At 69.2% G+C, this 20,306-nt stretch carries 21 protein-coding genes; 13 read left to right on the forward strand and 8 right to left on the reverse strand.

All coding sequences use genetic code 11. The annotated features are described in order from the left end of the window. The first annotated feature begins 11 nt into the window (after window positions 1-11). The 4 genes from ACL03I_RS26545 to ligD all read left to right on the forward strand — a co-directional run bounded on the left by ACL03I_RS26545 (window position 12) and on the right by ligD (window position 3,756). Window positions 12-1,112 (forward strand): SPFH domain-containing protein, encoded by a 1,101-nt coding sequence (locus ACL03I_RS26545; protein WP_355078427.1) that lies wholly within the window; start codon window positions 12-14, stop codon window positions 1,110-1,112. A gap of 2 nt (window positions 1,113-1,114) precedes the next feature. Continuing rightward, window positions 1,115-1,546 (forward strand): cold-shock protein, encoded by a 432-nt coding sequence (locus tag ACL03I_RS26550; RefSeq protein ID WP_379255461.1) that lies wholly within the window; start codon window positions 1,115-1,117, stop codon window positions 1,544-1,546. 126 nt (window positions 1,547-1,672) lie between these two features. Continuing rightward, the gene (locus tag ACL03I_RS26555) at window positions 1,673-2,758 is read left to right on the forward strand and encodes an ATP-dependent DNA ligase (protein ID WP_379255460.1); all 1,086 of its coding nucleotides are present in this window, start codon (window positions 1,673-1,675) and stop codon (window positions 2,756-2,758) included. Beyond that, window positions 2,755-3,756: a non-homologous end-joining DNA ligase gene (gene ligD, locus ACL03I_RS26560; protein ID WP_379255459.1), complete on the forward strand. Its 1,002-nt coding sequence runs from the start codon at window positions 2,755-2,757 to the stop codon at window positions 3,754-3,756. The genes ACL03I_RS26555 and ligD overlap by 4 nt, the downstream gene beginning before the upstream one ends. 6 nt (window positions 3,757-3,762) lie before the next feature. On the opposite strand, the gene ACL03I_RS26565 is transcribed toward ligD, so the two are convergent. Then, on the reverse strand, window positions 3,763-4,521 hold the full coding sequence (locus ACL03I_RS26565) for a DUF4190 domain-containing protein (RefSeq protein WP_412807203.1): 759 nt from the start codon (window positions 4,519-4,521) through the stop codon (window positions 3,763-3,765). A gap of 230 nt (window positions 4,522-4,751) precedes the next feature. On the opposite strand from ACL03I_RS26565, the gene ACL03I_RS26570 reads away from it, so the two are divergent. Continuing rightward, window positions 4,752-5,078 (forward strand): hypothetical protein, encoded by a 327-nt coding sequence (locus tag ACL03I_RS26570; protein ID WP_355078430.1) that lies wholly within the window; start codon window positions 4,752-4,754, stop codon window positions 5,076-5,078. Here ACL03I_RS26570 and ACL03I_RS26575 read toward each other — a convergent pair. Together ACL03I_RS26575 and ACL03I_RS26580 are read right to left on the reverse strand one after the other, a co-directional pair. After that, complete coding sequence (locus ACL03I_RS26575; protein ID WP_355078431.1) at window positions 5,060-5,755, reverse strand: TetR/AcrR family transcriptional regulator; 696 nt, start codon at window positions 5,753-5,755, stop codon at window positions 5,060-5,062. The genes ACL03I_RS26570 and ACL03I_RS26575 overlap by 19 nt on opposite strands. Further along, entirely contained in the window at window positions 5,739-6,884 is a 1,146-nt protein-coding gene (locus tag ACL03I_RS26580; RefSeq protein WP_412807204.1) for an acyl-CoA dehydrogenase family protein, read from the reverse strand. The genes ACL03I_RS26575 and ACL03I_RS26580 overlap by 17 nt, the downstream gene beginning before the upstream one ends. A gap of 351 nt (window positions 6,885-7,235) precedes the next feature. Between ACL03I_RS26580 and ACL03I_RS26585 the strand changes: the two genes are divergently transcribed. The 3 genes from ACL03I_RS26585 to ACL03I_RS26595 all read left to right on the forward strand — a co-directional run bounded on the left by ACL03I_RS26585 (window position 7,236) and on the right by ACL03I_RS26595 (window position 10,133). Next, window positions 7,236-8,168, forward strand: a complete 933-nt coding sequence (locus ACL03I_RS26585) for an alpha/beta fold hydrolase (protein ID WP_412807205.1) — start codon at window positions 7,236-7,238, stop codon at window positions 8,166-8,168. 98 nt (window positions 8,169-8,266) lie between these two features. Further along, window positions 8,267-9,697, forward strand: coding sequence for an SDR family NAD(P)-dependent oxidoreductase (locus ACL03I_RS26590; RefSeq protein WP_412807206.1), 1,431 nt, complete (start codon window positions 8,267-8,269; stop codon window positions 9,695-9,697). 46 nt (window positions 9,698-9,743) lie between these two features. Next, window positions 9,744-10,133: a DUF2784 domain-containing protein gene (locus tag ACL03I_RS26595; protein ID WP_355078435.1), complete on the forward strand. Its 390-nt coding sequence runs from the start codon at window positions 9,744-9,746 to the stop codon at window positions 10,131-10,133. Window positions 10,134-10,147: 14 nt separating this feature from the next. Here the strand turns inward: ACL03I_RS26595 and ACL03I_RS26600 are convergent, their stop codons facing one another. Beyond that, window positions 10,148-10,906, reverse strand: coding sequence for a thioesterase II family protein (locus ACL03I_RS26600; RefSeq protein ID WP_355078436.1), 759 nt, complete (start codon window positions 10,904-10,906; stop codon window positions 10,148-10,150). Between the two features lie 134 nt (window positions 10,907-11,040). Continuing rightward, window positions 11,041-12,021, reverse strand: coding sequence for an MBL fold metallo-hydrolase (locus tag ACL03I_RS26605; protein ID WP_412807207.1), 981 nt, complete (start codon window positions 12,019-12,021; stop codon window positions 11,041-11,043). Between the two features lie 83 nt (window positions 12,022-12,104). Between ACL03I_RS26605 and ACL03I_RS26610 the strand changes: the two genes are divergently transcribed. Continuing rightward, on the forward strand, window positions 12,105-13,055 hold the full coding sequence (locus ACL03I_RS26610) for a LysR family transcriptional regulator (RefSeq protein WP_397280057.1): 951 nt from the start codon (window positions 12,105-12,107) through the stop codon (window positions 13,053-13,055). Here ACL03I_RS26610 and ACL03I_RS26615 read toward each other — a convergent pair. Both ACL03I_RS26615 and ACL03I_RS26620 read right to left on the reverse strand, forming a co-directional pair. After that, window positions 13,040-13,909 (reverse strand): serine hydrolase, encoded by an 870-nt coding sequence (locus ACL03I_RS26615; RefSeq protein ID WP_412807208.1) that lies wholly within the window; start codon window positions 13,907-13,909, stop codon window positions 13,040-13,042. The genes ACL03I_RS26610 and ACL03I_RS26615 overlap by 16 nt on opposite strands. Window positions 13,910-13,965: 56 nt before the next feature. Further along, window positions 13,966-14,508 (reverse strand): hypothetical protein, encoded by a 543-nt coding sequence (locus ACL03I_RS26620; protein ID WP_355078440.1) that lies wholly within the window; start codon window positions 14,506-14,508, stop codon window positions 13,966-13,968. A 565-nt stretch (window positions 14,509-15,073) separates the two neighbouring features. On the opposite strand from ACL03I_RS26620, the gene ACL03I_RS26625 reads away from it, so the two are divergent. Further along, entirely contained in the window at window positions 15,074-16,414 is a 1,341-nt protein-coding gene (locus ACL03I_RS26625) for a CoA transferase (RefSeq protein ID WP_364436226.1), read from the forward strand. A 100-nt stretch (window positions 16,415-16,514) separates the two neighbouring features. On the opposite strand, the gene ACL03I_RS26630 is transcribed toward ACL03I_RS26625, so the two are convergent. Then, complete coding sequence (locus ACL03I_RS26630) at window positions 16,515-17,090, reverse strand: TetR/AcrR family transcriptional regulator (protein ID WP_379255435.1); 576 nt, start codon at window positions 17,088-17,090, stop codon at window positions 16,515-16,517. A gap of 118 nt (window positions 17,091-17,208) precedes the next feature. Here ACL03I_RS26630 and ACL03I_RS26635 point away from each other — a divergent pair, with 118 nt between their 5' ends. The 3 genes from ACL03I_RS26635 (at window position 17,209) to ACL03I_RS26645 (ending at window position 20,294) form a co-directional block, all read left to right on the forward strand. Beyond that, a complete protein-coding gene (locus tag ACL03I_RS26635) occupies window positions 17,209-18,261 on the forward strand; it encodes a nucleoside hydrolase (RefSeq protein WP_355078443.1) in 1,053 nt (350 codons plus the stop codon). Beyond that, a complete protein-coding gene (locus ACL03I_RS26640) occupies window positions 18,258-19,142 on the forward strand; it encodes an amidohydrolase family protein (protein ID WP_412807209.1) in 885 nt (294 codons plus the stop codon). Before ACL03I_RS26635 ends, ACL03I_RS26640 begins: the two co-directional genes overlap by 4 nt. A gap of 195 nt (window positions 19,143-19,337) precedes the next feature. After that, on the forward strand, window positions 19,338-20,294 hold the full coding sequence (locus ACL03I_RS26645; protein ID WP_412807210.1) for an endonuclease/exonuclease/phosphatase family protein: 957 nt from the start codon (window positions 19,338-19,340) through the stop codon (window positions 20,292-20,294). Window positions 20,295-20,306 lie beyond the last annotated feature (12 nt).

Raw genomic sequence — 20,306 nt, forward strand, 5'->3', positions numbered from 1 at the left:
GGGAGACAGACGTGCTGGGCTACCATGTGCCGGACCCGGACGAGGCGATGCTGGTCAGCGGCGGCAAGAGCCGCGACAACACGCCGTTCAAAGTAGTCATCGGACGCGGCGCCTGGGTGATTCCGCTGTTCCGCAAGGTGCGCTACCTGTCGCTGGCGATGTTCGAATCCGAGATCAAGGAGCGGTGCGTCACCAAACAGGCGATCCAGCTCGACGTCCGCGCTGTGATCGCGTTCAAGGTGGCCAACGACACCTCCTCCATCGTGAATGCCGCCCAGCGGTTCCTCTCCGAGCAGGAGCGGGAGATGTCGGTGCTGACCGGACGCATCTTCTCCGGGCACCTGCGTTCGATCGTCGGCTCGATGACGGTCGAGGAGATCATCCGGGAACGGCAGAAACTGGCCGACGAAGTGCTCGTCGCGTCGAAAGTCGAGATGAGCAACATCGGTCTGTGGGTCGATTCGTTCCAGATCCAGTCCATCGATGACGGCAACCTCGGCTATATCGCCGCGCTCGCCGCCCCGCACAATGCCGCCGTCCAGCGCGACGCGCAGATCGCGCAATCGCAGGCCGCGCAGGCGGCGGCGCAGGCCGAGCAGGAATCCCAGCGCAGGCAGGCGGAATATCAGCGCGAGACGGCGATCCTGCGCGCGCAGTACCAGCGCGACATCGACAAGGCCAACGCGGAGGCGGCGCAGGCGGGCCCGCTCGCCGAGGCGATGGCGTTGCAGGAGGTGCTCACCGCCCAGGCCGAGCAGGCGCGCAAGGAGGCCGAGCTGCGTGAGCAGCAGTTGCAGGCCGAGGTCGTCAAACCCGCTCAGGCGGAAGCGGATCGGGTGCGCATCCTGGCCGAGGCGGAAGCCGACCGGACCCGGATCCAGGCCGAGGCGGCCGCGTCGAACAACCGCATCGCGCTGGATCAGTTGTTGATCGAACAACTTCCGGAAATCGTGCGGCAGGCGTCGAACGGGTTGGCGAACGCGAATCTCACCGTACTGAACGGACCGGACGGAGTCAGCGAACTGGTGAACGGAATGGTCGGTCAGGGACTGACCGTTTTCAATTCGCTGCAAAAGGCGCTTTCCTCCGACGACGGCGAAAAGGCGCGTTAAAGTTGCCGAGTAGCGACGGCGACGAGGAGCGGGTGTTGGTGTCCATCGGGAAATTGGTGTCGTTCGACAGCTCTCGGGGATTCGGATTCATTCGGCCGGAGGACGGTGGACCCGATGTGTTCGTCCACGTCAACGACATCGGCCTGGACGAGGACGAGTTGCGACAGGGACGGGTGTTCGAGTTCGAGGTGACCGAAGGCGACCGCGGACCCAAGGCGGTCAATCTCACTGTGGTCGGCGGGTCGTCCGCACCCCCCGCCCGGCACAAGGGGAAGGACAGGGCGGGTTCGGGACAGCTCACCGTCGCCGAGCACCAGCGCCTGATCACCGAACTGCTCCTGGACGCCAGCCCCGCGCTCACCGCGGGTGAGATCCTCACCATCCGCGACCGGCTCACCGCGTTCGCCGACCAGCACGGCTGGCTGGAGAACTGACCGGCGAAGTCCACGAACCTGTCGGGGCACCCGCCTACGATCGAGCCGAGGCCGCGGCCGCATACCGATGAGTTCGGTCCGCGCGCACCGTCGACATGGGTGAGGATCGAACCCGAGGAGGATCGCGTGGATCTACCGGTGATGCCACCAGTGCGGCCGATGCTGGCCAAATCCGCGCCCGCGGTGCCGCGCGAGCCGGGCCTGAGCTACGAACCCAAATGGGACGGTTTCCGTTGCATCGTGTTCCGCGACGGCGCCGAAGTGGAACTCGGCTCGCGTAATGACCGGCCGCTGACCAGGTATTTTCCCGAGGTCGCCGAATTGCTGAAGCAGGCGCTGCCGGACCGCTGCGTGGTGGACGGCGAGATCGTGGTGGTCACCGAACAGGGTCTGGATTTCGACACCTTGCAGAACCGGCTGCATCCGGCCGCGTCCAGGGTCGCCAAGCTGGCCGCGGAGACGCCGGCCAGTTTCGTGGCCTTCGATCTGCTCGCCCTCGGCGACAAGGATCTGACCGGGGAGCCGTTCATCGAACGCAGGCGGCTGCTCGAAACGATCCTGGACACCGCGCTCGCGCGCGTGCACCTGACTCCGCTCACCCACGATCCCGACGTCGCCGAGGACTGGTTCACCCGTTTCGAGGGCGCGGGGTTCGACGGCGTGATGGTCAAATCCGACGACCTCGCCTATCTCCAGGACAAGCGGGTGATGCTGAAGGTCAAGCACGAGCGCACCGCCGACTGCGTGGTGGCGGGTTTCCGCTGGCACAAGGACGGGGCCGGGGTCGGCTCGCTGCTGCTCGGACTGTTCGACGACGAGGGCCGCCTGCACCACGTCGGCGTGGCCAGCAGCTTCACCGCGGCCCGGCGCAAGGAACTGGTCGAGGAGCTCGCGCCACTGCGGGAGAACGCGCTCGACAACCATCCCTGGCGGGATTGGGCCGACGCCGCGGCGCAGGCGGCGGCGGAGGGCAAGATGCCCGGCGGCGTCAGCCGCTGGACCGGCGGCAAGGATCTGTCCTGGGAGGCGTTGCGGACGGAGCTGGTCGCCGAGGTGCGCTACGAGCACGTGCAGTCGGGACGGCTGCGCCACGGCGGCAGGCTGGTGCGCTTCCGCACCGACCGGACGCCGGAATCGTGTACCTACGCGCAGCTGGACGAGGTCGCGCCCGCGGAATTGAGCACGCTGTTCGGCGAAGGCGCGGCGCGATGACCGAGTCCGTCGACATCGAGACCGACGGCCGGACCGTCACGATCAGCAATCCGGGCAAGATCTATTTCACCAAGCGCGGCGAGACGAAACTCGATCTGGTGCGTTACTACCAGGCGATCGCCGAGCCGTTCCTGAATGTGGTCGGCGGGCGTCCGCTGCTGCTGGAGCGGTATCCCGACGGAGCGTCCGGCAAGTCCTGGTTCCAGAAACGGGTGCCTAAATCCGCGCCGGACTGGCTGCACACCGTGGAGGTGTCCACACCGAACGGCACCACCAGCGACGCCCTCGTCGCCCACGATCTCGCCCACATCCTGTGGGCGGTGAACCAGGGATGCCTCGGGTTCCACGTCTGGCCCAACCGCGCCGACAATCTGGAGATCGCCGACGAGCTGCGCATCGACCTCGATCCTTCGCCGGGCATCACCTTCGCCGATCTCCGGCACGCCGCGATACGCACCAGGGATCTGCTCGCCGAACTCGGCATCGAATCCTGGATCAAGACCTCCGGCTCACGCGGCTTGCATCTCTACTCGGCGCTGGAACCGAAGTGGGACGGTTATCAGGTGCGGGCCGCCGCGGTGGCGCTGGCCCGCGAATTGGAGCGCCGGTTCCCGGAGGACATCACCGCGCAGTGGTGGAAGGAAGAACGCGGCAACCGGGTCTTCATCGATTTCAATCAGAACGCGCCGCACAAAACGGTGTTCGGCGCCTGGTGCGTGCGGCCGAAGGTCGGCGCGCAGGTCTCGACGCCGATCAGCTGGGCGGATCTGGATTCGGTGGTGCCCGACGAGCTGACCATCGCGACCGTCCCGGCACGCTACGCCGCATCGGGGGACCCGTGGGCCGATCGTGCGCCCCAGTCCATCGCCCCGCTGCTGGAGATGTCCGACCGGGACATGGCGGCCGGTCTCATGGACGCGCCGTGGCCCCCGCAATATCCGAAGATGCCCAACGAACCGCCCAGGGTGCAGCCGAGCCGCGCCAAGAAGGCCGAATAGCGAGCGTTATTCGGTCCACAACACCCAGGTGCCGCTGCGGCCGCTGAGTTCGCACACCAGGGCCCGGCCGTCGGCGGTGCGTCCGGTCTTCGCCCCGGAGGCGTCGCACTTCGACCCTGCTTGCTGCACGGCGGTCGCGACGACGTGCGGGCCCGCCCACTGGTAGCCGCCGGAGGTGGTGAGGCAGATCAGGGTGCCACCGTCGGCGGCGCTGCCGATCTGGCCGAGTTGCGCCTCGCTGCACGACGAACCTTTCGTGACCGGTCCCTGGCTCGCTGACGGCGTAGTGGTCACAGCGGGGCTCGGCGCTGCCGCCGTAGTCGTCACCACCGGACGCTCGACGGTCGTCGGCACCGACGCGACGGGCGTGGGCGCGATCACGGACTGACGGTTCATCACGTCCGGCAGCCAGTTGCCCGTCAGCAGGACGAACCCGGCCACCGCGGTGATCTCGGCGACGCCGAGCAGCAGCGCGAACATCGCCATGACCCGGCCGCGCGGGTGGCTGAAGGCGATGAAGCCGAACACGATGGCGACCGGGAACAGTCCCAGCAGCGCCGCCACGAGCGCGACAATCGCGTACGGATTGACGATCGGCGGGATCTCCACCCGCAGTCGGCCGGTTCGGCGGCGGCTCGGCGGCTGCTCGGGCCAGCGCTCGTCCTCCTCGTCCGCCCAGCCGCCGTCGGGCTCCGGCTCCGACCAGCGATCCTCCGGCCGCGCCTGCGGCCAGCGATCCGTATCACGCCGTTCTGCCCGTGTCATTCAGGTCCCTCTCCACACCAACACCGCGCAGGAACCTCGGACTGCCCGGACCCGCCCCGATATACCGACACAGAATAGGGCGCGCGCGGCGAAAAGTTGATTCGAAGTGTCGGATATTTGTGATCGGGCCGTAATAACAAACGTGTCGCAACTCTCGCGAATCTGTTAGCCGAGGCGCATGCTGGTCGACATACGACCCACCTGACCGCGGCCTTTCTTCAGGAGGATCCATGTCCGATAAGACGACCTCGAGCGGCCGGGATACCCCGCATTGGCATGCCAGGGCCGGAGATTTGCTCGATGACAACTTCAACCTCCCGGGCATCGTGTTGTGCACCCTCGGCGTCGTAGCGCTGGCCTGTACTCTGACCGCCGCCGGATACGGGTTCACCGGCTGGACCGGCGTCGGTGTGGTCGTGACGGCCGCGCTGTGGATCACCGGCGTCGGCGCCCTGCTCGTCGAACATCACCGGGAACAGGCGATCGAACTGAAGCACGGCCGCCACGGCCACGGGCCGGGCGCCTTGCGTCCGATTCGCTACAGCGGCGAGCGGTGATCCGGGCCGCCGGGTGACTGCCTGCGGTCGACCTTGGGCAGCGATTCGGTGACCAGCGTCAGCAGCATGTCGCACAGCAGCTCGTGCACCTGCGCGCGGGTGAGCGTGCCGCGCGTGATCCATTCCCGGCCCGCGACCTTGACCAGACCACCATAGGCACGCACCATCGCGCGCAGTTCGGCGTCGTGTGCCGAATCGGCGAGGCCGACCATCAGCAGCAGGCGCTCGGCCGCCGCGTCGTCGGCGGCGTCGAGGATCTGCTGCACCTCGGGATCGTCGCCGACGCCCTCGTGGCTGGTGACCTTCACCCAGGTGCTGCCGTGCTCGGCGATGGTGTCCAGCAGCCAGCGCACGCTGGCATCGACCCGCTCACGCCAGCTGCCGGTGGGCACGACCATGTTGTCGAGTTTGGGCAACGTCACCATGCGCCGCACCACCGCGAGATAGAGGTCGCGCTTGTTGCCGAAATAGTGGTTGATCAGACCGCGCGCGACGCCCGCGCGCTGCGCCAGTTCGGCGGTGGAGACGGCCGCGTACGGGCGCTCGCCGAACATGTCGATCGCGCAGGCGAGGATCTGCGCGCGCCGCTCGTCGGGTTCGAGCCTGCGGCGGCGCGGTAGCGCCGGGTCGGCGCCACCGTCCGCGGCCGCACTCCTGGTGTCAGAGAGACCGGGCAATGAGATCCTTCATCACCTCGTTGCTGCCCGCGAGGATGCGCAGGACGCGGGCGCCGGTGTAGAGCTGGGAAATCGGATACTCCGTCATATAGCCGTAGCCGCCGAACAGTTGCAGGCAGCGGTCCACCACGATACCGAGCTGATCGGTCAGCCAGTATTTCGACATGGCAGCGCTGGGAATGTCGAGTTCACCGCGCAGGTGCTTGTCGATGCAGTCGTCGAGGAAGGTGCGCGAGACCTTGGTGATGGTCGCGCACTCGGCGAGTTCGAACTTGGTGTTCTGCATGGCGAACAGCGGTTTGCCGAACGCTTCGCGGCCCTTGGTGTAATCGACGGTGAGCTGCACCGCCTTCTCCATCATGGCGACCGCGATGATCGCCGTGACCAGGCGTTCCTGCGCGAGCATCTGCATCATCTGGTAGAAGCCCTGACCCTCGGCGCCGCCGAGGAGGTTGGACGCGGGCACACGCAGGCCGTCGAAGAACAGCTCCGCGGTGTCCTGGGCCTTGCCGCCGATCTTGTTCAGGATGCGCCCGCGCTCGAAACCGGGAGTGTGGTCACCGACTTCGGCGAAGATCAGCGAGACACCGGCCGCGCCCTTGGTGGGGTCGGTTTTGGCGGCGATGATGATGCCATCGCAGAGCCAGCCGTTGGTGATGAAGATCTTCGAGCCGGTGATGACGTACTCGTCGCCCTCCAGTACCGCGCGGGTCTTGATGTTCTGCAGGTCCGATCCGGTGCCCGGCTCGGTCATGCCGATGGAAAGCACGATCTCGCCGCTCGCGGCCTTGGGCAGCACACGCCGCTTGAGTTCCTCGGAACCGAACTCGTACAGGTACGGCGCGATGATCGAACTGTGCACGGGGATGCCCATCGATCCGTCCCCGGCGCGGGCCTGCTCCTCGATGATGGCGGCTTCGTGCGCGAACGTACCGCCGCCACCGCCGTATTCGGCGGGAATCGCGGGACACAGCAGGCCGAGTTCACCGGCCCGGTTGTACAGCGCGCGATCGGGGTGCCCTTGCGCGACGAATTTCTCCTCATGAGGCACGACCTCCTTCTCGAAGAAGGTCTTCGCCAGGTCTCGTACCGCCTCGACCTCGTCGTCACTCCACGCCGCGCGCGCCATCGCTGGATCCTTTGCTAGCTCCGGTCCGGCCCCTTCGCCGGTTACGCCTCAGATTCCCGAACTATTGGCGAGTTGTCAACAAGGGAAGCGAGCCGCCGTCACGGCCACCCGAATGCGAGCCCGCGCCCGGATGAGCAGGCCCGACCGCGAGCGGAGGCGGGCAGCCTGCCGAGCGCTGAGGAGAAACCGCCGCCCGTGCCGCGATTCCGGTGGTGAGCTGCGCCATATTCGGACGTTTTACCTTTCCCTCCAAGGGTCAATCCTTCGTACTGTCCGTATCGGAATTACTGACATCGGGCACGACGGCGACGTGCCATCGGATCGGTAGCCGGCAGCGAATGAGGTAAGGACATGACCGAACTGCTCGACACCACCGAAACGCCCCGACCGGACCGCACCTGGACGGTCGACCGGGACGGCGCCGAACTCGCCGTCTTCGAATGGGGTGATGCCGCCGCGGAGCCCTTGGTACTGGTGCACGGCCTCACCGACACTCATAGCGTGTGGTCCACGGTCGCGGCCCTGCTGGCCGACGGCTTCCGGGTCATCACCTATGACGTTCGCGGCCACGGCGATTCGGCCGTTCCCGCCGTACTGTCGGAATATCGCCTCGGCACGCTGGCGGAGGACTTCTTCGCGGTGATCGACGCCGCCAGCCCGCGCAGGCCGGTGCACACATGCGGCCACGGCTGGGGCGCGGTGCAACTGTGGGAAGCGGTCTGCGACGAGCGTGCCAACACCCGCATCGCCTCGTTCACCGCGATCGCCGGACCGAACCTCGATCATCTCGGCCTGTGGCTGCGCGCGCTGGCGCCCCGCGCCGGCCGCGAACTCCGAGATGTGGGCTGGTGGTTGCACGGTGCGCGCTGGGCGCTGACGCCCGGTCCCATGGCCCGCAGGCTCTACCCGCCCCGCCTGCGCGGCCTGCTCGTGCGCGGGCTCGGAGGAGTATCACCGCTGCCCGCGCGGATCGCGCCCACCTGGCGTGGCGATCTGCTCGCGGGCGCGCGCATCGCGCAGGCGAATCTGCTGCACCACCTGGGCAAGCCGCGGGTGCGCCGGACGGCCGTCCCGGTCCAGCTGCTGGTCGACACCACCGACCCGTTCGTCCCGGCCGCCGTCTACGACGCCTCCGCGCGCTGGGTCGACAAGCTGTGGCGCTGCGCCGTCCCGGCGAATCACTGGCTGCCGATCACCGAGCCGTTGTTGGTCGCCGAGGCCATCGCCAACTTCGTCGACGACCTGCGCGCCGACCGCGCGGCGATCACCCCGCGCAGCAGCTGACCACGGCGTACCGGACGGGGCGCGGGCGACCGGTCCGGCGAGTTTGCGACAATGGGCCGGTCGTCTGCCCAGCTCGATGAAGGATGTCCCCCGCCGCGATGGCCGAAAGCATGATCGATCCCGAGGACCTCGCGACCTGTCTTCGGGTCCTGGAGCAGGCCGGAACGCTGGAGAAGGACCATCCCGACTCGGTGGCGGTGCAACGCGCGGTCGGGCGCATGTTCAAGAAGCTCAAGCAGCGGCGCCGCTCGGATGCGCGCGCGGCGGTGTCGGCCGCCGACCGCGCGGTGGTCGCCGCGACCGCGACCGGCTCGCCGAACCGGATCGATGACGAGACCGCGGGCATCCCGATCAGCTCCACCACCACCGGAGCCAGCGCGGGCACGCTGATCCGCCCGCGTCCCTGCTACATCTGCAAGCAGCGCTACACCCGGGTCGATGCCTTCTACCACCAGCTGTGCCCGGACTGCGCGACGCGCAGCCACATCAAACGGGACGCTCGTACCGATCTGACCGGAAGGCGGGCACTGCTCACCGGCGGCCGCGCCAAGATCGGCATGTACATCGCGCTGCGCCTGCTGCGCGACGGCGCGCACACCACCATCACGACCCGCTTTCCCAACGACGCGATCCGGCGTTTCGCCGCGATGGACGACAGCGCCGACTGGTTGCACCGGTTACGCATCGTCGGCATCGATCTGCGCGATCCGGCCCAGGTGGTCGCCTTGGCCGACGATGTCGCCGCCCAGGGCCCGCTGGACATCCTGATCAACAACGCCGCACAGACGGTCCGTCGCTCCCCCGGCGCCTACAGCGCTTTGGTCGAGGCGGAATCGGGTCCGCTGCCCGCGGGCGCGCTGCCGGAGGTGGTCAGCTTCGGCAAGACCATGCAGGCGCACCCCACCGCGCTGACCGCCTCGCTCACCCCGGCGCTCACCGCCGCCGATGTCGCCGAGCTGGCCTTGGTCGCCGGATCGGCGACGCCGGAACGGATCGCGCGCGGCGTCGCGATCGACGCGGGCGGCCTGGTGCCCGACCTCGCGCACACCAACAGCTGGGTGCAGACCGTCGCGCAGGTGGATCCGACCGAACTGCTGGAAGTGCAGCTGTGCAACTCGGTCGCGCCGTTCATCCTCGTCTCGCGCCTGCGCCCGGCGATGGCGGCCGCCGCGGCGCGCCGGAAATACGTCGTGAACGTCTCCGCGATGGAAGGGCAGTTCTCCCGCGCGTACAAGGGCCCGGGACACCCGCACACCAACATGGCCAAGGCGGCGCTGAACATGCTGACCCGCACCAGCGCCAGGGAGATGCTGGAGCAGGACGGCATCCTGATGACCGCGGTCGATACCGGCTGGATCACCGACGAGCGCCCGCACTACACCAAGCTCCGCCTCGCCGAAGAGGGTTTCCACGCCCCGCTGGACCTGGTCGACGGCGCGGCGCGGGTCTACGACCCCATCGTGCAGGGTGAGAACGGGATCGATCTGTTCGGCTGCTTCCTCAAGGACTATCAGCCTTCCCCGTGGTAGCGGCCGACACGGGTCCCGCCGCGCGAGGGAAGGTTACGCTGGAGGCGTGCTCTACCGGCTGTTGGCCGACGCCACCGCCGTCACGCATTTCGCGTTCGTGGCCTACGTGGTGGTCGGCGGGTTCCTCGCGTGGCGCTTCGGGCGCACGATCTGGCTGCATGTGCTCGCGGTCTGCTGGGGATTCAGCACGATCGTGTTCGGCATCGACTGCCCGCTCACGTATCTGGAGAACTGGGCGCGCGAGCGTGCCGGGGAGCAGCGGCTGCCGTCGAGCGGGTTCATCGATCACTACATCACCGGCGTGATCTACCCCGAAAGCGCACTCGGGTTGGTGCGGGCAGTCGTGGCCGCGCTGGTGGTGGCGTCCTGGATCGGCTATGGGTGGGCGCTGCGCAGGCGGGCCACCCCGGCCACCCGTGTGCACGCACCGCACTGACGAGGCGGCCGTGCTCAGGCGCCGAGGTGGCGCTCCACGAAGCTCGCGACCTGCGCGCCGTGCTCGTCCAGGTAGAAATGCCCGCCGGGGAACGTCGCGCGATCGAATCCGCCGCTGGTGTGCGCTCGCCACTCGTCGGCCTGTTCGGGTCGCATCGTCGGGTCCTCGGTGCTGACCAGCGCCGCGATGTCGACGCGCAACGGTTCTCCCGGCTGATGACGGTAGGTCTCGACCGCTCGATAATCCGCGCGCACGGCGGGCAGCACGAGTTCGGCGAGGCCCGGCTCGGCGCGCAGCATCTCCAGCGGAGCGGGATCCGAGGCCAGCCGTACCAGCTCATCGATGAGCGCGTCGTCGGAGGCCAGGTGCAGCCGCTGCGTCTCCTCGAATGTCGGTGCGGGACGGCCGGAGACGAACAGGGTGGCCAGCGGCTGCCCGGCGCGCTCGAGCCTGCGCGCGGTCTCGAACGCCACAGTCGCGCCCATGCTGTGGCCGAACAAGGACAGCGACGCGATCTCGCCCTGCGCGAGCACTTCTCGCGCGATCCGGTCCGCCAGTGCGGCCAGGTCGGTGATCAGGTCGTCGCCCAACCGGTCCTGCCGCCCGGGATACTGGACCGCGGACACCGCGACACCCGGCCCGAACCGCTGTGCGAGATCTCGGTATGCCGTGGCCGAGCCTCCGCCCGGCGGGAAGCACAGCAGGTGATGCCGCACGACCGCCTCGGATCGCAGCGTCCGCAACCACTCCGAGTCGGTGATACCGCCTGCCATGTTCGATCTCCCTTCTCCGTCGCATGTCCCGGCGCGCGGCCGGACCAGACCACGGTAGTCGCCACGGCCGCCGCATCGGGTGACACTTGTGCTGTGGCACCCGGCCCGATCGGCCCCGGCGAGATCCAGGCCGGTCACGGCGTGAAGGTCTGTAGATGGTCCACGGTGACGAAAGTGCTCTGCGGGCTCGCCGCACGCACCGCCGCTCGTAGCGGCTCCAGACCGCCCCAGTCGCGAGCGGGTTCGGTGAGTGGATGGTCGAAGTCGTCCCAGTGGGTGGGCAGCACGTAGCGCGGATTGCCGGTGGCGCGCAGCAGGCGCCCGACGTAGTCCTGAATCTTCCCGCCTCCGGCGGGCAGCAGCAGCACGTCCGGGCGCAAGCCCGCCAGTTCCGACTCGATGTAGTTCGAGCCGCCGAAGTTCAGCACGCTCACGCCGCCGCCGCTCACCTCGTAGGCGAGTGTGCCGCCCTCGACCAGATCACGAATCACTCTGGGCTGCGGCAGTTCTCCCGCGCCCAGGCCTGGACGGGTACCCGCGAAAGCCACCGTGGCGCGCGCCCCGGATGCGGAGTGCAGCGAACGCAGCACCCGGATGGTGTATCCGTCGAAACGGAGGAACTCGCCGCCCGTCGCCAAGGCGAGCTGTTGCTCCGGGGCGCCGAGCGCGGCCATGAGGTTCAGGTGCGTCTCGGTGCCGAGCACCGTCGCTCCGGTCTTCTTCGCCAGATACGGCACGTCGGTGAGGTGGTCGTAGTGGCCGTGGGTGACCAGGATGTGATCGGCGCGCAATTCACCGCTGTCGACGTAGTGGTCGATCAGCGTGGTGTCCACGGTGATCGGGGTCTGCGGATCCGCGCCCTCGGCGGTGTAGGTTCCGGTATGGAACCTGGTCAGCCAGGGGTCGATGAGCACGACCTTGCCCCCCGGCAGGCGGATCTCCCAGCTGTTGTTGCCCCACCACCGCAGCGTCACCCCGCCGGGCGATCCGCCCCCGGGAACCGAAGTCGCCGCACCATTGTCGGCGGAATCCGTTGTAGCGCAAGCGACTAACCCTGCCAGCGCGGCCGCGCCCGCCGTCGCGCCGAGAAATTCACGCCGTCCGAAACCTGTCATGCGGGCACCACACCACATGCCCTGCGGCCGTGTCCAAGACCGGTGTCGACGCTCGGTGATATCGGAAGAGATATCGTCGCAGCGTGGACCAGCTGCGCCAGCTCCGGTATTTCGTCGCCGTCGCCGAGGAATTGCATTTCGGGCGGGCCGCCGAGCGGCTCGGCATCGCCCAGCCGCCGCTGAGCCAGCGCATCCGCCGCCTGGAGGCCGACCTCGGCGCGCGTCTGTTCGAGCGCGACAGCCGCCGCGTCGAACTCACCGAGGCCGGGCAGATTCTGCTCGCCGAGTCGCGAGACCTGCTCGCGCGCTGGGAGCGGACGAGAACGCTAGTCGGGAAGGCGCATCGGGGCGAGATGGACGCCGTGCGGATCGGAGTGCCGCCCGAACTGGCCGGGCGGGTGCTCGCCGCGCTGCTCACCGCGTTCGAGGCCAGAGACCTCCGGGTGGATCTGCAGGAACTGACCACCGCCGAGCAGGTCCGGCTGCTCGCCGACCGTCAATTGGACGCCGGAGTCCTGCAACACCCGGTCGACGTGGTCGGCCTGGAACTCGGCCCGGTGGTGGAGACACCGCTCGGCGTGGTGCTGCCCCGCGATTCGCCGCTGGCCGCGCGGTCGGCGCTGGAACTGGCCGACCTCGCCGGGCACGGCCTGGTGATCTTCCCGCGCGCGGCCGCGCCCGGACTCTACGACGCCACGCTGCGCCGCTGCTGGGAGCACGGCTTCCGCCCGGCCTCGGTGCAGCACGCGCGCAATCCCGAATTCGTCCTGGGCATGGTGCTCTCGGGGCGGGGCGTGGCCTTCGACCAGGGGATGGTGGCGCAGAAGGAACCCCGCGTGGTCTGGCGGCCACTGCCCGAGGGCACGCTGAGTCATCGGTTGTCGCTGGCCTGGCCGGTAGGCGTGGCGCATCCACTGGTGGGCGAGCTGGCCGAACTGGTCGTCGCGGTGCTGCAAGGCGACGGCGCGTCACGGCCGAGTCCGGTCGCGGACCCGCCGCAACGGCCATGGAACGTCGTCTACGGCCCGCCGTGAACGATCCGGCCGATCGCCTCGACGGCGGCTGCGCCGATGGCGCGATCCACCTCCGGCAGCCGCTGCGCCAAGGTCGCCGCTCGAGTGAAAACCGCTACGGCATAACGCTTTCCATCCGGATACTCGACGACGCCGACCTCGTTGCGCACCCCGGGCAGCGTCCCCGTCTTCGCCCAGACCTGCACGTCCGGCGGAAAGGCGGCGGCGAGCCGGTACCAGTTCACCTGCTGGCGCATCAGATCACGCACCCACCGGCACGCCTCCGGTGCGCCCGCCTCGTCCCGGGCGATCATGCTGAGCAGCCGCGCCATCTCCCGCGGGGTGCTCGCGGTGGTGCGCCGCGGGTCCAGCGCGCGGGTGCGCAGCACCTGCTCGGCGTCGAGCGCGGGAAACCGGCGGGCGAACTCGACCGCGTCGGCGGCGCCGATGTCCTCGGCCATGGACTGCACCACGGTGCGCGGCGGACCCACCACACGGGTGGCGGCGAGGCCCAGTTCGCGCAGCAGCGAGCGCACGTTGTCCAGCCCCACCCGGTCGAACAGCAGGTCCGCCGCGGTGTTGTCGCTGACGGTGAGCGCGAAGTACGCCGCGTCGCGCAGGCTGAACTCGACGTCGTCGGCGCAGCCCGCGGTGCCGACGCCGCCGAGCCGATCCGCCGCCCGCGCCCGCACTCGGTCGGCGGGGTCCAACTGTCCCGCCGCTACTTGCCTGGCGAACTCCAGGACCAGCGGCACCTTCACCACCGAGGCGAGCACCACCGGTTCGTCCGCCCGGACGCCCGCCTCGGCGCCGCAATCGACGCACCGGGCATGCAACCACCCCTCGACGCCGACAGTCCGAAAGATCTCCTGCACCGATGCAGCATCCCCGTCCGCGGGAGCGGGTACGGCACCGGGGCGTACCGGACGGCTCAGGCCCCGCCGGGGCTCGTCCGCGCGATTCGCTGTTCGAGTTCGGCGATCCGCTGCCGATAGTCGGCCAATTCCGTGAGACGAGAACTCATCTCGTCGGTCAACTGAGCGATCCGGCCGAGGTAGCGGTGCGCGGGGCGGTCGGCCCAGTAGGCGCCGGCGCGGCCGTACTCCACCGCACGATCGACGTCGCCCGCGGCGACTCCCGCCGCCGCCGCGTCCGTCGTCGCCGCCGCGAGCCCCGCCTCGAGCTGCTCCACGCGCAATCGCGTCGCCTGGTCGTGACCGGCGGTGCCGAGTGCCGCGCGCTCGGCGGCGAGGTCCTGGATCTCCCGGAGGTACCCCGCGTTCTGCGCGTCCTGCACGGCCATCAGCTCGTAGTCGAGTGTGATCGGCGCGGAGCGGACCCGGTCCGGGAGCAGAGCCGCACGCGGCCGCAGGTCGATGCCGAAGACCGGCACGCGTTCTCGCGCGGGTGAATTCGGCTTCTTTCTGATCGTCGGCACCGTGTATTCCGCGCTTCCGGCGTAGACGTTCGTCATCGTCGATCGACCTCACCTATGGCCCACGCGCGGCAGTTCGGTGCGCCGGCCATGCTCTGCCCCTCTGCCCGCACGCGACGGACAGGTCATCGGATCGGCGCGGCGTCACCGCGCCGGCTGCTGCGGTGCAGCATGTGGACATGCTGGCCGATACGTCCGGTCTTCGCGCCCCCCACTATTTTCACTGGCGAGAAGTGCGCTCGGACAGTCTCTTTGGTGTGGCATGGTGCTGCCACGGCCCGCATCCACCGCCGTCCGAGACGCCGGGGCCTCGAGCTCGTCAGCATTTCATCCGCTATCTCGGCGTCGCCCTTGTGCGATCCTGCGGTCGCCGTTCGCGCCTGTCCATGTGTCCCACCGGGACGGGCGCGCCATCCGTTCGTCGACCACCCCGCCGCATCGAGGCGCGGCGCGCCCGCATGCGGGTCGCACTGGTCGCCGGACCGAATCGGCGCAGGTGACATCACAGAACGACGGTGCGGTGCGGAAGCCGCGGACCGCATCCGGCGCGGCTGTGACGACCACCGCACCCGAGTTCGCCGTACCGCCAACTACGCTGAAGCGAGTGAACACGCACGCACGGCTCGTCCAGGACTACGAGGCCGGTATCGGTGTCACCGCCTCGCCCATCTCCCCCGCGCCCGATCCGGGTAGCAATCTCGCCGCGACACTACCGGTCTGGGCACTCGCCGCCGGTTCGGTCGCGGCGCTGACCGCCGCGGCGAACCGCATGCGAGCGGCCCGCGGTCTGGCCCCGGTGGCGCATCGCATCGACCCGGCCCGCATCACCGCGGCCTTCTCCAGCGAGCGTCTGTTACGCATCGGCGGCCAACTGCCGACGCAGTTCGCCGACCTCTCCGGCTTCTTCCCCACCTTCGACGGGTGGGTTCGCACGCACGCCAACTATCCGCATCACCGGGCGCGACTGCTCGCCACACTCGGCTTGCCCGACTCCGTGCCGGTCGATCTCGCCGTCGCCCGAATTGCGATGATCCGCGCCTCGGATCTGGAGGAACAGGCCTCCGCGCAGGGCGCTATCGCGGTCCGCGTCCGCACCGAGGAGGAGTGGACCGCCAGCCCGGAAGGACAGGCCGCGGCGGCGGGCCCCTTGGTCGCGATCGACCGGCGCGCCGACCGTGGGGAAGCCGGATTGCCTACGGGCGCCGCACCTTTGCAGCCGCTGCGGGGATTGCGTGTGCTCGATCTGACCAGGGTGATCGCGGGCCCGGTCGCGACGCGGGCGCTGGCTTTGCTCGGCGCCGAAGTGTTGCGGGTCGACCCGCCGCAACTGCCCGAGATCCCGTGGCAATTCGCCGACACCTGTCAGGGCAAGCGCTCGGCGTTGGTCGATCTGCGCACCAGTGGCCTCGATGATCTGATCGCCGCCGCCGATGTGCTGATCACCGGCTACCGGCCGGGCGCACTGGAGCGCGCCGGGGTGCGGGCCGCCGCCAGGCCAGGGCTGATCCACGGGCGGGTGTCCGCCTGGGGTGAAGCCGGGCCGTGGGGTGAGCGGCGCGGCTTCGACAGCATCGTGCAGGCCGCATCCGGCATCTCGATCCTGGAGGGCGCGCCCTCCGTGCCAGGAGCGCTGCCCGCCCAGGCGCTCGACCACGCCTCGGGCTACCTCCTCGCCGCCGGAGTGATCGACGCCCTGGTCGCGCGCGCGGGCGACGGCATCGGGCGGGACGTGCGTGTGGCTCTGGCCCGCACCGCGTCCTGGCTGCTCAGCGCCCCCGACCGCACACCGCGTCATCCGGCAGCCGCGGAGCCGAGCGCAGCGCAGGTGGTCCGGCACGGACAAGTCGTCACCGCGCCCCCCGTACTCCCCGAATACCCGGACTACGCCTGGCCCGCACCCACCTACGGCGCGGACCGTCCCGCCTGGCCCCTGCCGACCCACTGATCCGTCTCGCTGAGGCGCCGCGAACTCCTTCGCGGCGCCGACCAGTGGTGCTCGCGGTACCGCGCCTGTGCCCCATCCCCGTCGGAGCGGTCCATGAGCACTAATCCTCGACCCCGGCCAGTGCGGCGACCGCCTGCGCCAGGCGGTCGCCGTCGGGGAGGTTCGCGTCCGGAGCGATGGTTTGCAGTACGCCGAGGCCCTGGACGAGTACGAAATACAGTTCGCCGATCGCCTCGGCCTGGTCTTCGCTCAGCTGCGGGTGCGCCGCCCGCAGCGCGTCCGCCATCTCCCGGTAGGCCCCGGGCAGGCTCTGCGCGAAGAACTTCCGCGACTCCGGCGAGCGGGCGACGCGAACGAGGTTCTCCATGCTCGCCAGCATGCTGTCGTGGTTCTCGGTGAACACCGCGGGCATGCCGTTCCACATCGTGGCGAACGCTGCCAGCGGCGTCACACCACTACCCTCGCGGATCTTCTGTTCCATGCTGTCGCCGATCGCGGTGCCCAGCGAGTCGGCCAGGGCCTCGGTGATCAGCTGGTCTTTCGAGCCGAAGTGGTAGCCGATCGCCGCCAGGCTCACACCGGCCGCCGAGGCGATGTCGCGGGCGGTCGCCTTGGCGACGCCCCGCTCGATGATGACTTTCCGTGCTCCCGCCAGCAGATCCTCGCGATTTCCCATGACTCGAGGCTACAACGTCTAAGACATATGTACCAGACGTATGTACTACCGCCTGCCATCACCGAGCTATCGGCCACCTCGGCGACGCCCCGACACCCCGGCTCGCTAGTCTCGTCCCGTGCGGCAGAAGATCATCCTGGACGTCGACACCGGCATCGACGACTCGCTCGCGCTGCTGTACCTGCTCGGCTCCCCCGAGGCCGAGATCACCGGAATCGCCGCCACCGCGGGCAACGTTCCGGCGGCACAGGTGGCGGCGAACAATCTGGCCTGGCTGGATGTCTGCCACGCACCGGACATCGAAGTGGCGCTCGGCGCGGCCGAACCACTCGCGATCCCGCTGCGCACCACCGAGGACACGCACGGACCCCAGGGCATCGGGTACGCCGAACTCCCCCGGTCGGCTCGCCGTCTCTCGCCGCGATCGGCCGCGCGGATGTGGGTCGAGCTGGTGCGCGCGCATCCCGGGGAGATCGTCGGCCTGTGCACCGGGCCGCTGACCAATCTCGCACTCGCCTTGCGGATCGAACCGGAGCTGCCGCTGTTGCTGCACCGCCTGGTGATCATGGGCGGCGCGTTCAATCATCCGGGCAACACGACGCCGACCAACGAGTGGAACGTGCACGTCGATCCGGAGGCCGCCAAGGAGGTCTTCGACGCGTTCGCCGCGGCCCCCGCGCAGCGCAGGCCGATCGTGTGCGCGCTCGACATCACCGAGACCATCGAGATGCGGCCCGAGCACCTGGCCCGCCTCGCCGAGCGCGCGAAGAGCTATCCGGTGGAGGTCGTCTCGCCCGCCGATCCGCCCGAAGCCCGCTCGGCGGCGAGCAATCCGATCGTCCGGCACGTCACCGACGCGGTGCGGTTCTACTTCGATTTCCACCACGGCTACGACCTGGGCTACTTGGCCCACATGCACGACCCGTTCGCGGCCGCGGTGGCGCTGGACCCGGCGCTGGCCCGTACCCGCCCGGCGACGGTGGACGTAGAACTGGCCGGAACCATCACCCGCGCGACCACGGTCGCCGACTGGACGGGCATGTGGGGCCGGGAACCCAACGCCGACATCGTGATCGGCACCGACCAGGAGCTGTTCTTCGAGCGACTGATCGCCCGGGTCGGCGACCTCGCGCGCACGGTGCATCCGCCCGCCACACAGGAGGTCCGGTGACCGACGCCGACGACACGACCTACCTGGCCGCCTTCCGCACCCGGCTCGGGCTGCCCGGAATCATCGACGTCCATACGCATTTCATGCCCGACCAGGTGCTGCGGAAGGTGTGGGCCTACTTCGACTCGGCAGGTCCGTTGACCGGCCGCGCCTGGCCGATCACCTACCGCGCCGACGAGCAGGTCCGTTTGAAGACGCTGCGCGACTTCGGCGTTCGCGCGTTCACCGCTCTCGTCTACCCCCACAAGCCGGACATGGCCGCGTGGCTGAACGAATGGACCGCAGACTTCGCGGCACGCACGCCCGATTGCCTGCACACCGCCACCTTCTTTCCTGAACCACCGGCCGCGAGCTATGTGCGGGAGGCCGTCGAACGTGGCGCCCGCGTCTTCAAAGCGCACGTCCAAGTCGGCGGCTACCATCCGGGCGACCCGCTGCTGGACCCGGTGTGGGGCCTACTGGAGGACGCGCGCGTTCCCATCGTCATCCATTGCGGTTCCGGCCCCGCGCCCGGAACGCACACCGGGCCGGACCCGATCGCCGGTGTGCTGCGGCGCTTTCCGCGCCTGCGGCTGATCGTCGCGCACATGGGCACGCCGGAGTACTCCGAATTCCTGGACCTGGCCGAGGCCTACGCGGACGTGCGGCTGGACACCACCATGGTGTGGACCGATTTCTCCGAGGCCGACGCCCCGTTTCCGGTGCACGAACACGGTAGGCTGCGCGCCTTCGCCGACCGCATCCTGTTCGGCAGCGACTTCCCGAACATCCCACATTCCTACGGTCATTCGATCGAGGCGCTCGAACGGCTGGATCTCGGTGACGACTGGTTACGCCAGGTCTGCTATCGCAACGCGGCGGCGCTGTTCGGCCTCGAATGACCGGTGTCGACCGGCTCGGGTCGCCATGACCGTGAGCCGCTGGGCCGTGCGGGCACCAGCCCGACCGCACCTGCCCGCAGCGGTCGTCACCTACGGCGTCTGGAACGGCCGAAGAACACGCTCTGCCTCGGCAGCAGCGGTCGGCGGCGGCTGCCGTCGAATGCCCGGCCTCGCCGGTGTGTTCGAATATCGGACGTGATCTCGAAGTCGATCGTGGTCGTCGTCCAGCTACTGGCCTGGCTTGCCGCACTGGCCGGGTACGTGGGGCTCGCACTGCACTTCAGTGGGTCGCAGTCGCGGATGTTGGTCTTGGCGGCTTCGGGTGCGCCGTATCTGATGGGTTCTGCCGTGCTGGGGGCGGTGGCGTTCGTCGCCATGCGGCAGTGGAGCGGTGCGGCGGTCGCGATCGTCGTCGTCGCCATCGCGGCGTGGACGCAAGCGCCGCTGTACGTCGGCCGTTCCGGCGACGCGGACGGGCACACCCTGACGGTGATGCAAGCCAATCTCCTTTTCGACGGAGCCGATCCCCGGGCGCTGGTCGACGAGGTACGCGCGAGGAACGTCGCCGTCCTCACCGTGAACGAACTCACGCCGACGGCAGTCGAGGAACTCGGCCGCGCGGGACTGGACCAAGTCTTGCCGTACCGGTTCGTCTCACCGGGAAGGACAGCGACCGGGACGGGAATATGGAGCAGCTACCCGCTGACCGAAACCGTCGAGTACGACGGCTTCGTGCTGAACCAGCTGTCGGCGACCGCCGACGTTCCAGGCGTCGGCCCGGTCGCGGTGTACGCCTTCCATCCGGTACCGCCGGTGTACGGCACGCGGGTATGGGCCGACGAATTGTCCCGGCTGCGGGTGATTCTCGACCGATCACCCGCGGATCGACCGGTGCTCGCCGGCGGCGATTTCAACGCGACCTACGACCACCGGCAGTTCCGCGCGATGCTGTCCGGCCGCTTCGCCGACGCCGCCGAGCAGGCGGGCGCCGGACATCTGGTCACCTATCCGACCGACAAGCGGTGGCCGCCCCTGGTCGGTATCGACCACATCCTCGTCGCCGGCGGTAGCGCGGTCGCGGTCGAGACCGTGGGACTCCCCGGCGCGGACCACCGTGCCTTGGTGGCGCGGATCCAGCTGAACGCGCGATAGGCGTTGGATCGG

This window comes from Nocardia sichangensis (assembly GCF_047200615.1).
Classification (GTDB): Bacteria; Actinomycetota; Actinomycetes; order Mycobacteriales; family Mycobacteriaceae; genus Nocardia; species Nocardia sichangensis.

Coding starts and splice junctions, on each gene's coding strand:
- ACL03I_RS26605 (WP_412807207.1), bottom strand. CDS start 12,021: ATGACAGGTTTCGGACGGCGTGAATTTCTCGGCGCGACGGCGGGCGCG.
- ACL03I_RS26570 (WP_355078430.1), top strand. CDS start 4,752: ATGTCCGATAAGACGACCTCGAGCGGCCGGGATACCCCGCATTGGCAT.
- ACL03I_RS26630 (WP_379255435.1), bottom strand. CDS start 17,090: ATGGGAAATCGCGAGGATCTGCTGGCGGGAGCACGGAAAGTCATCATC.
- ACL03I_RS26565 (WP_412807203.1), bottom strand. CDS start 4,521: ATGACACGGGCAGAACGGCGTGATACGGATCGCTGGCCGCAGGCGCGG.
- ACL03I_RS26585 (WP_412807205.1), top strand. CDS start 7,236: ATGACCGAACTGCTCGACACCACCGAAACGCCCCGACCGGACCGCACC.
- ligD (WP_379255459.1), top strand. CDS start 2,755: ATGACCGAGTCCGTCGACATCGAGACCGACGGCCGGACCGTCACGATC.
- ACL03I_RS26600 (WP_355078436.1), bottom strand. CDS start 10,906: ATGGCAGGCGGTATCACCGACTCGGAGTGGTTGCGGACGCTGCGATCC.
- ACL03I_RS26580 (WP_412807204.1), bottom strand. CDS start 6,884: ATGGCGCGCGCGGCGTGGAGTGACGACGAGGTCGAGGCGGTACGAGAC.
- ACL03I_RS26590 (WP_412807206.1), top strand. CDS start 8,267: ATGGCCGAAAGCATGATCGATCCCGAGGACCTCGCGACCTGTCTTCGG.
- ACL03I_RS26620 (WP_355078440.1), bottom strand. CDS start 14,508: ATGACGAACGTCTACGCCGGAAGCGCGGAATACACGGTGCCGACGATC.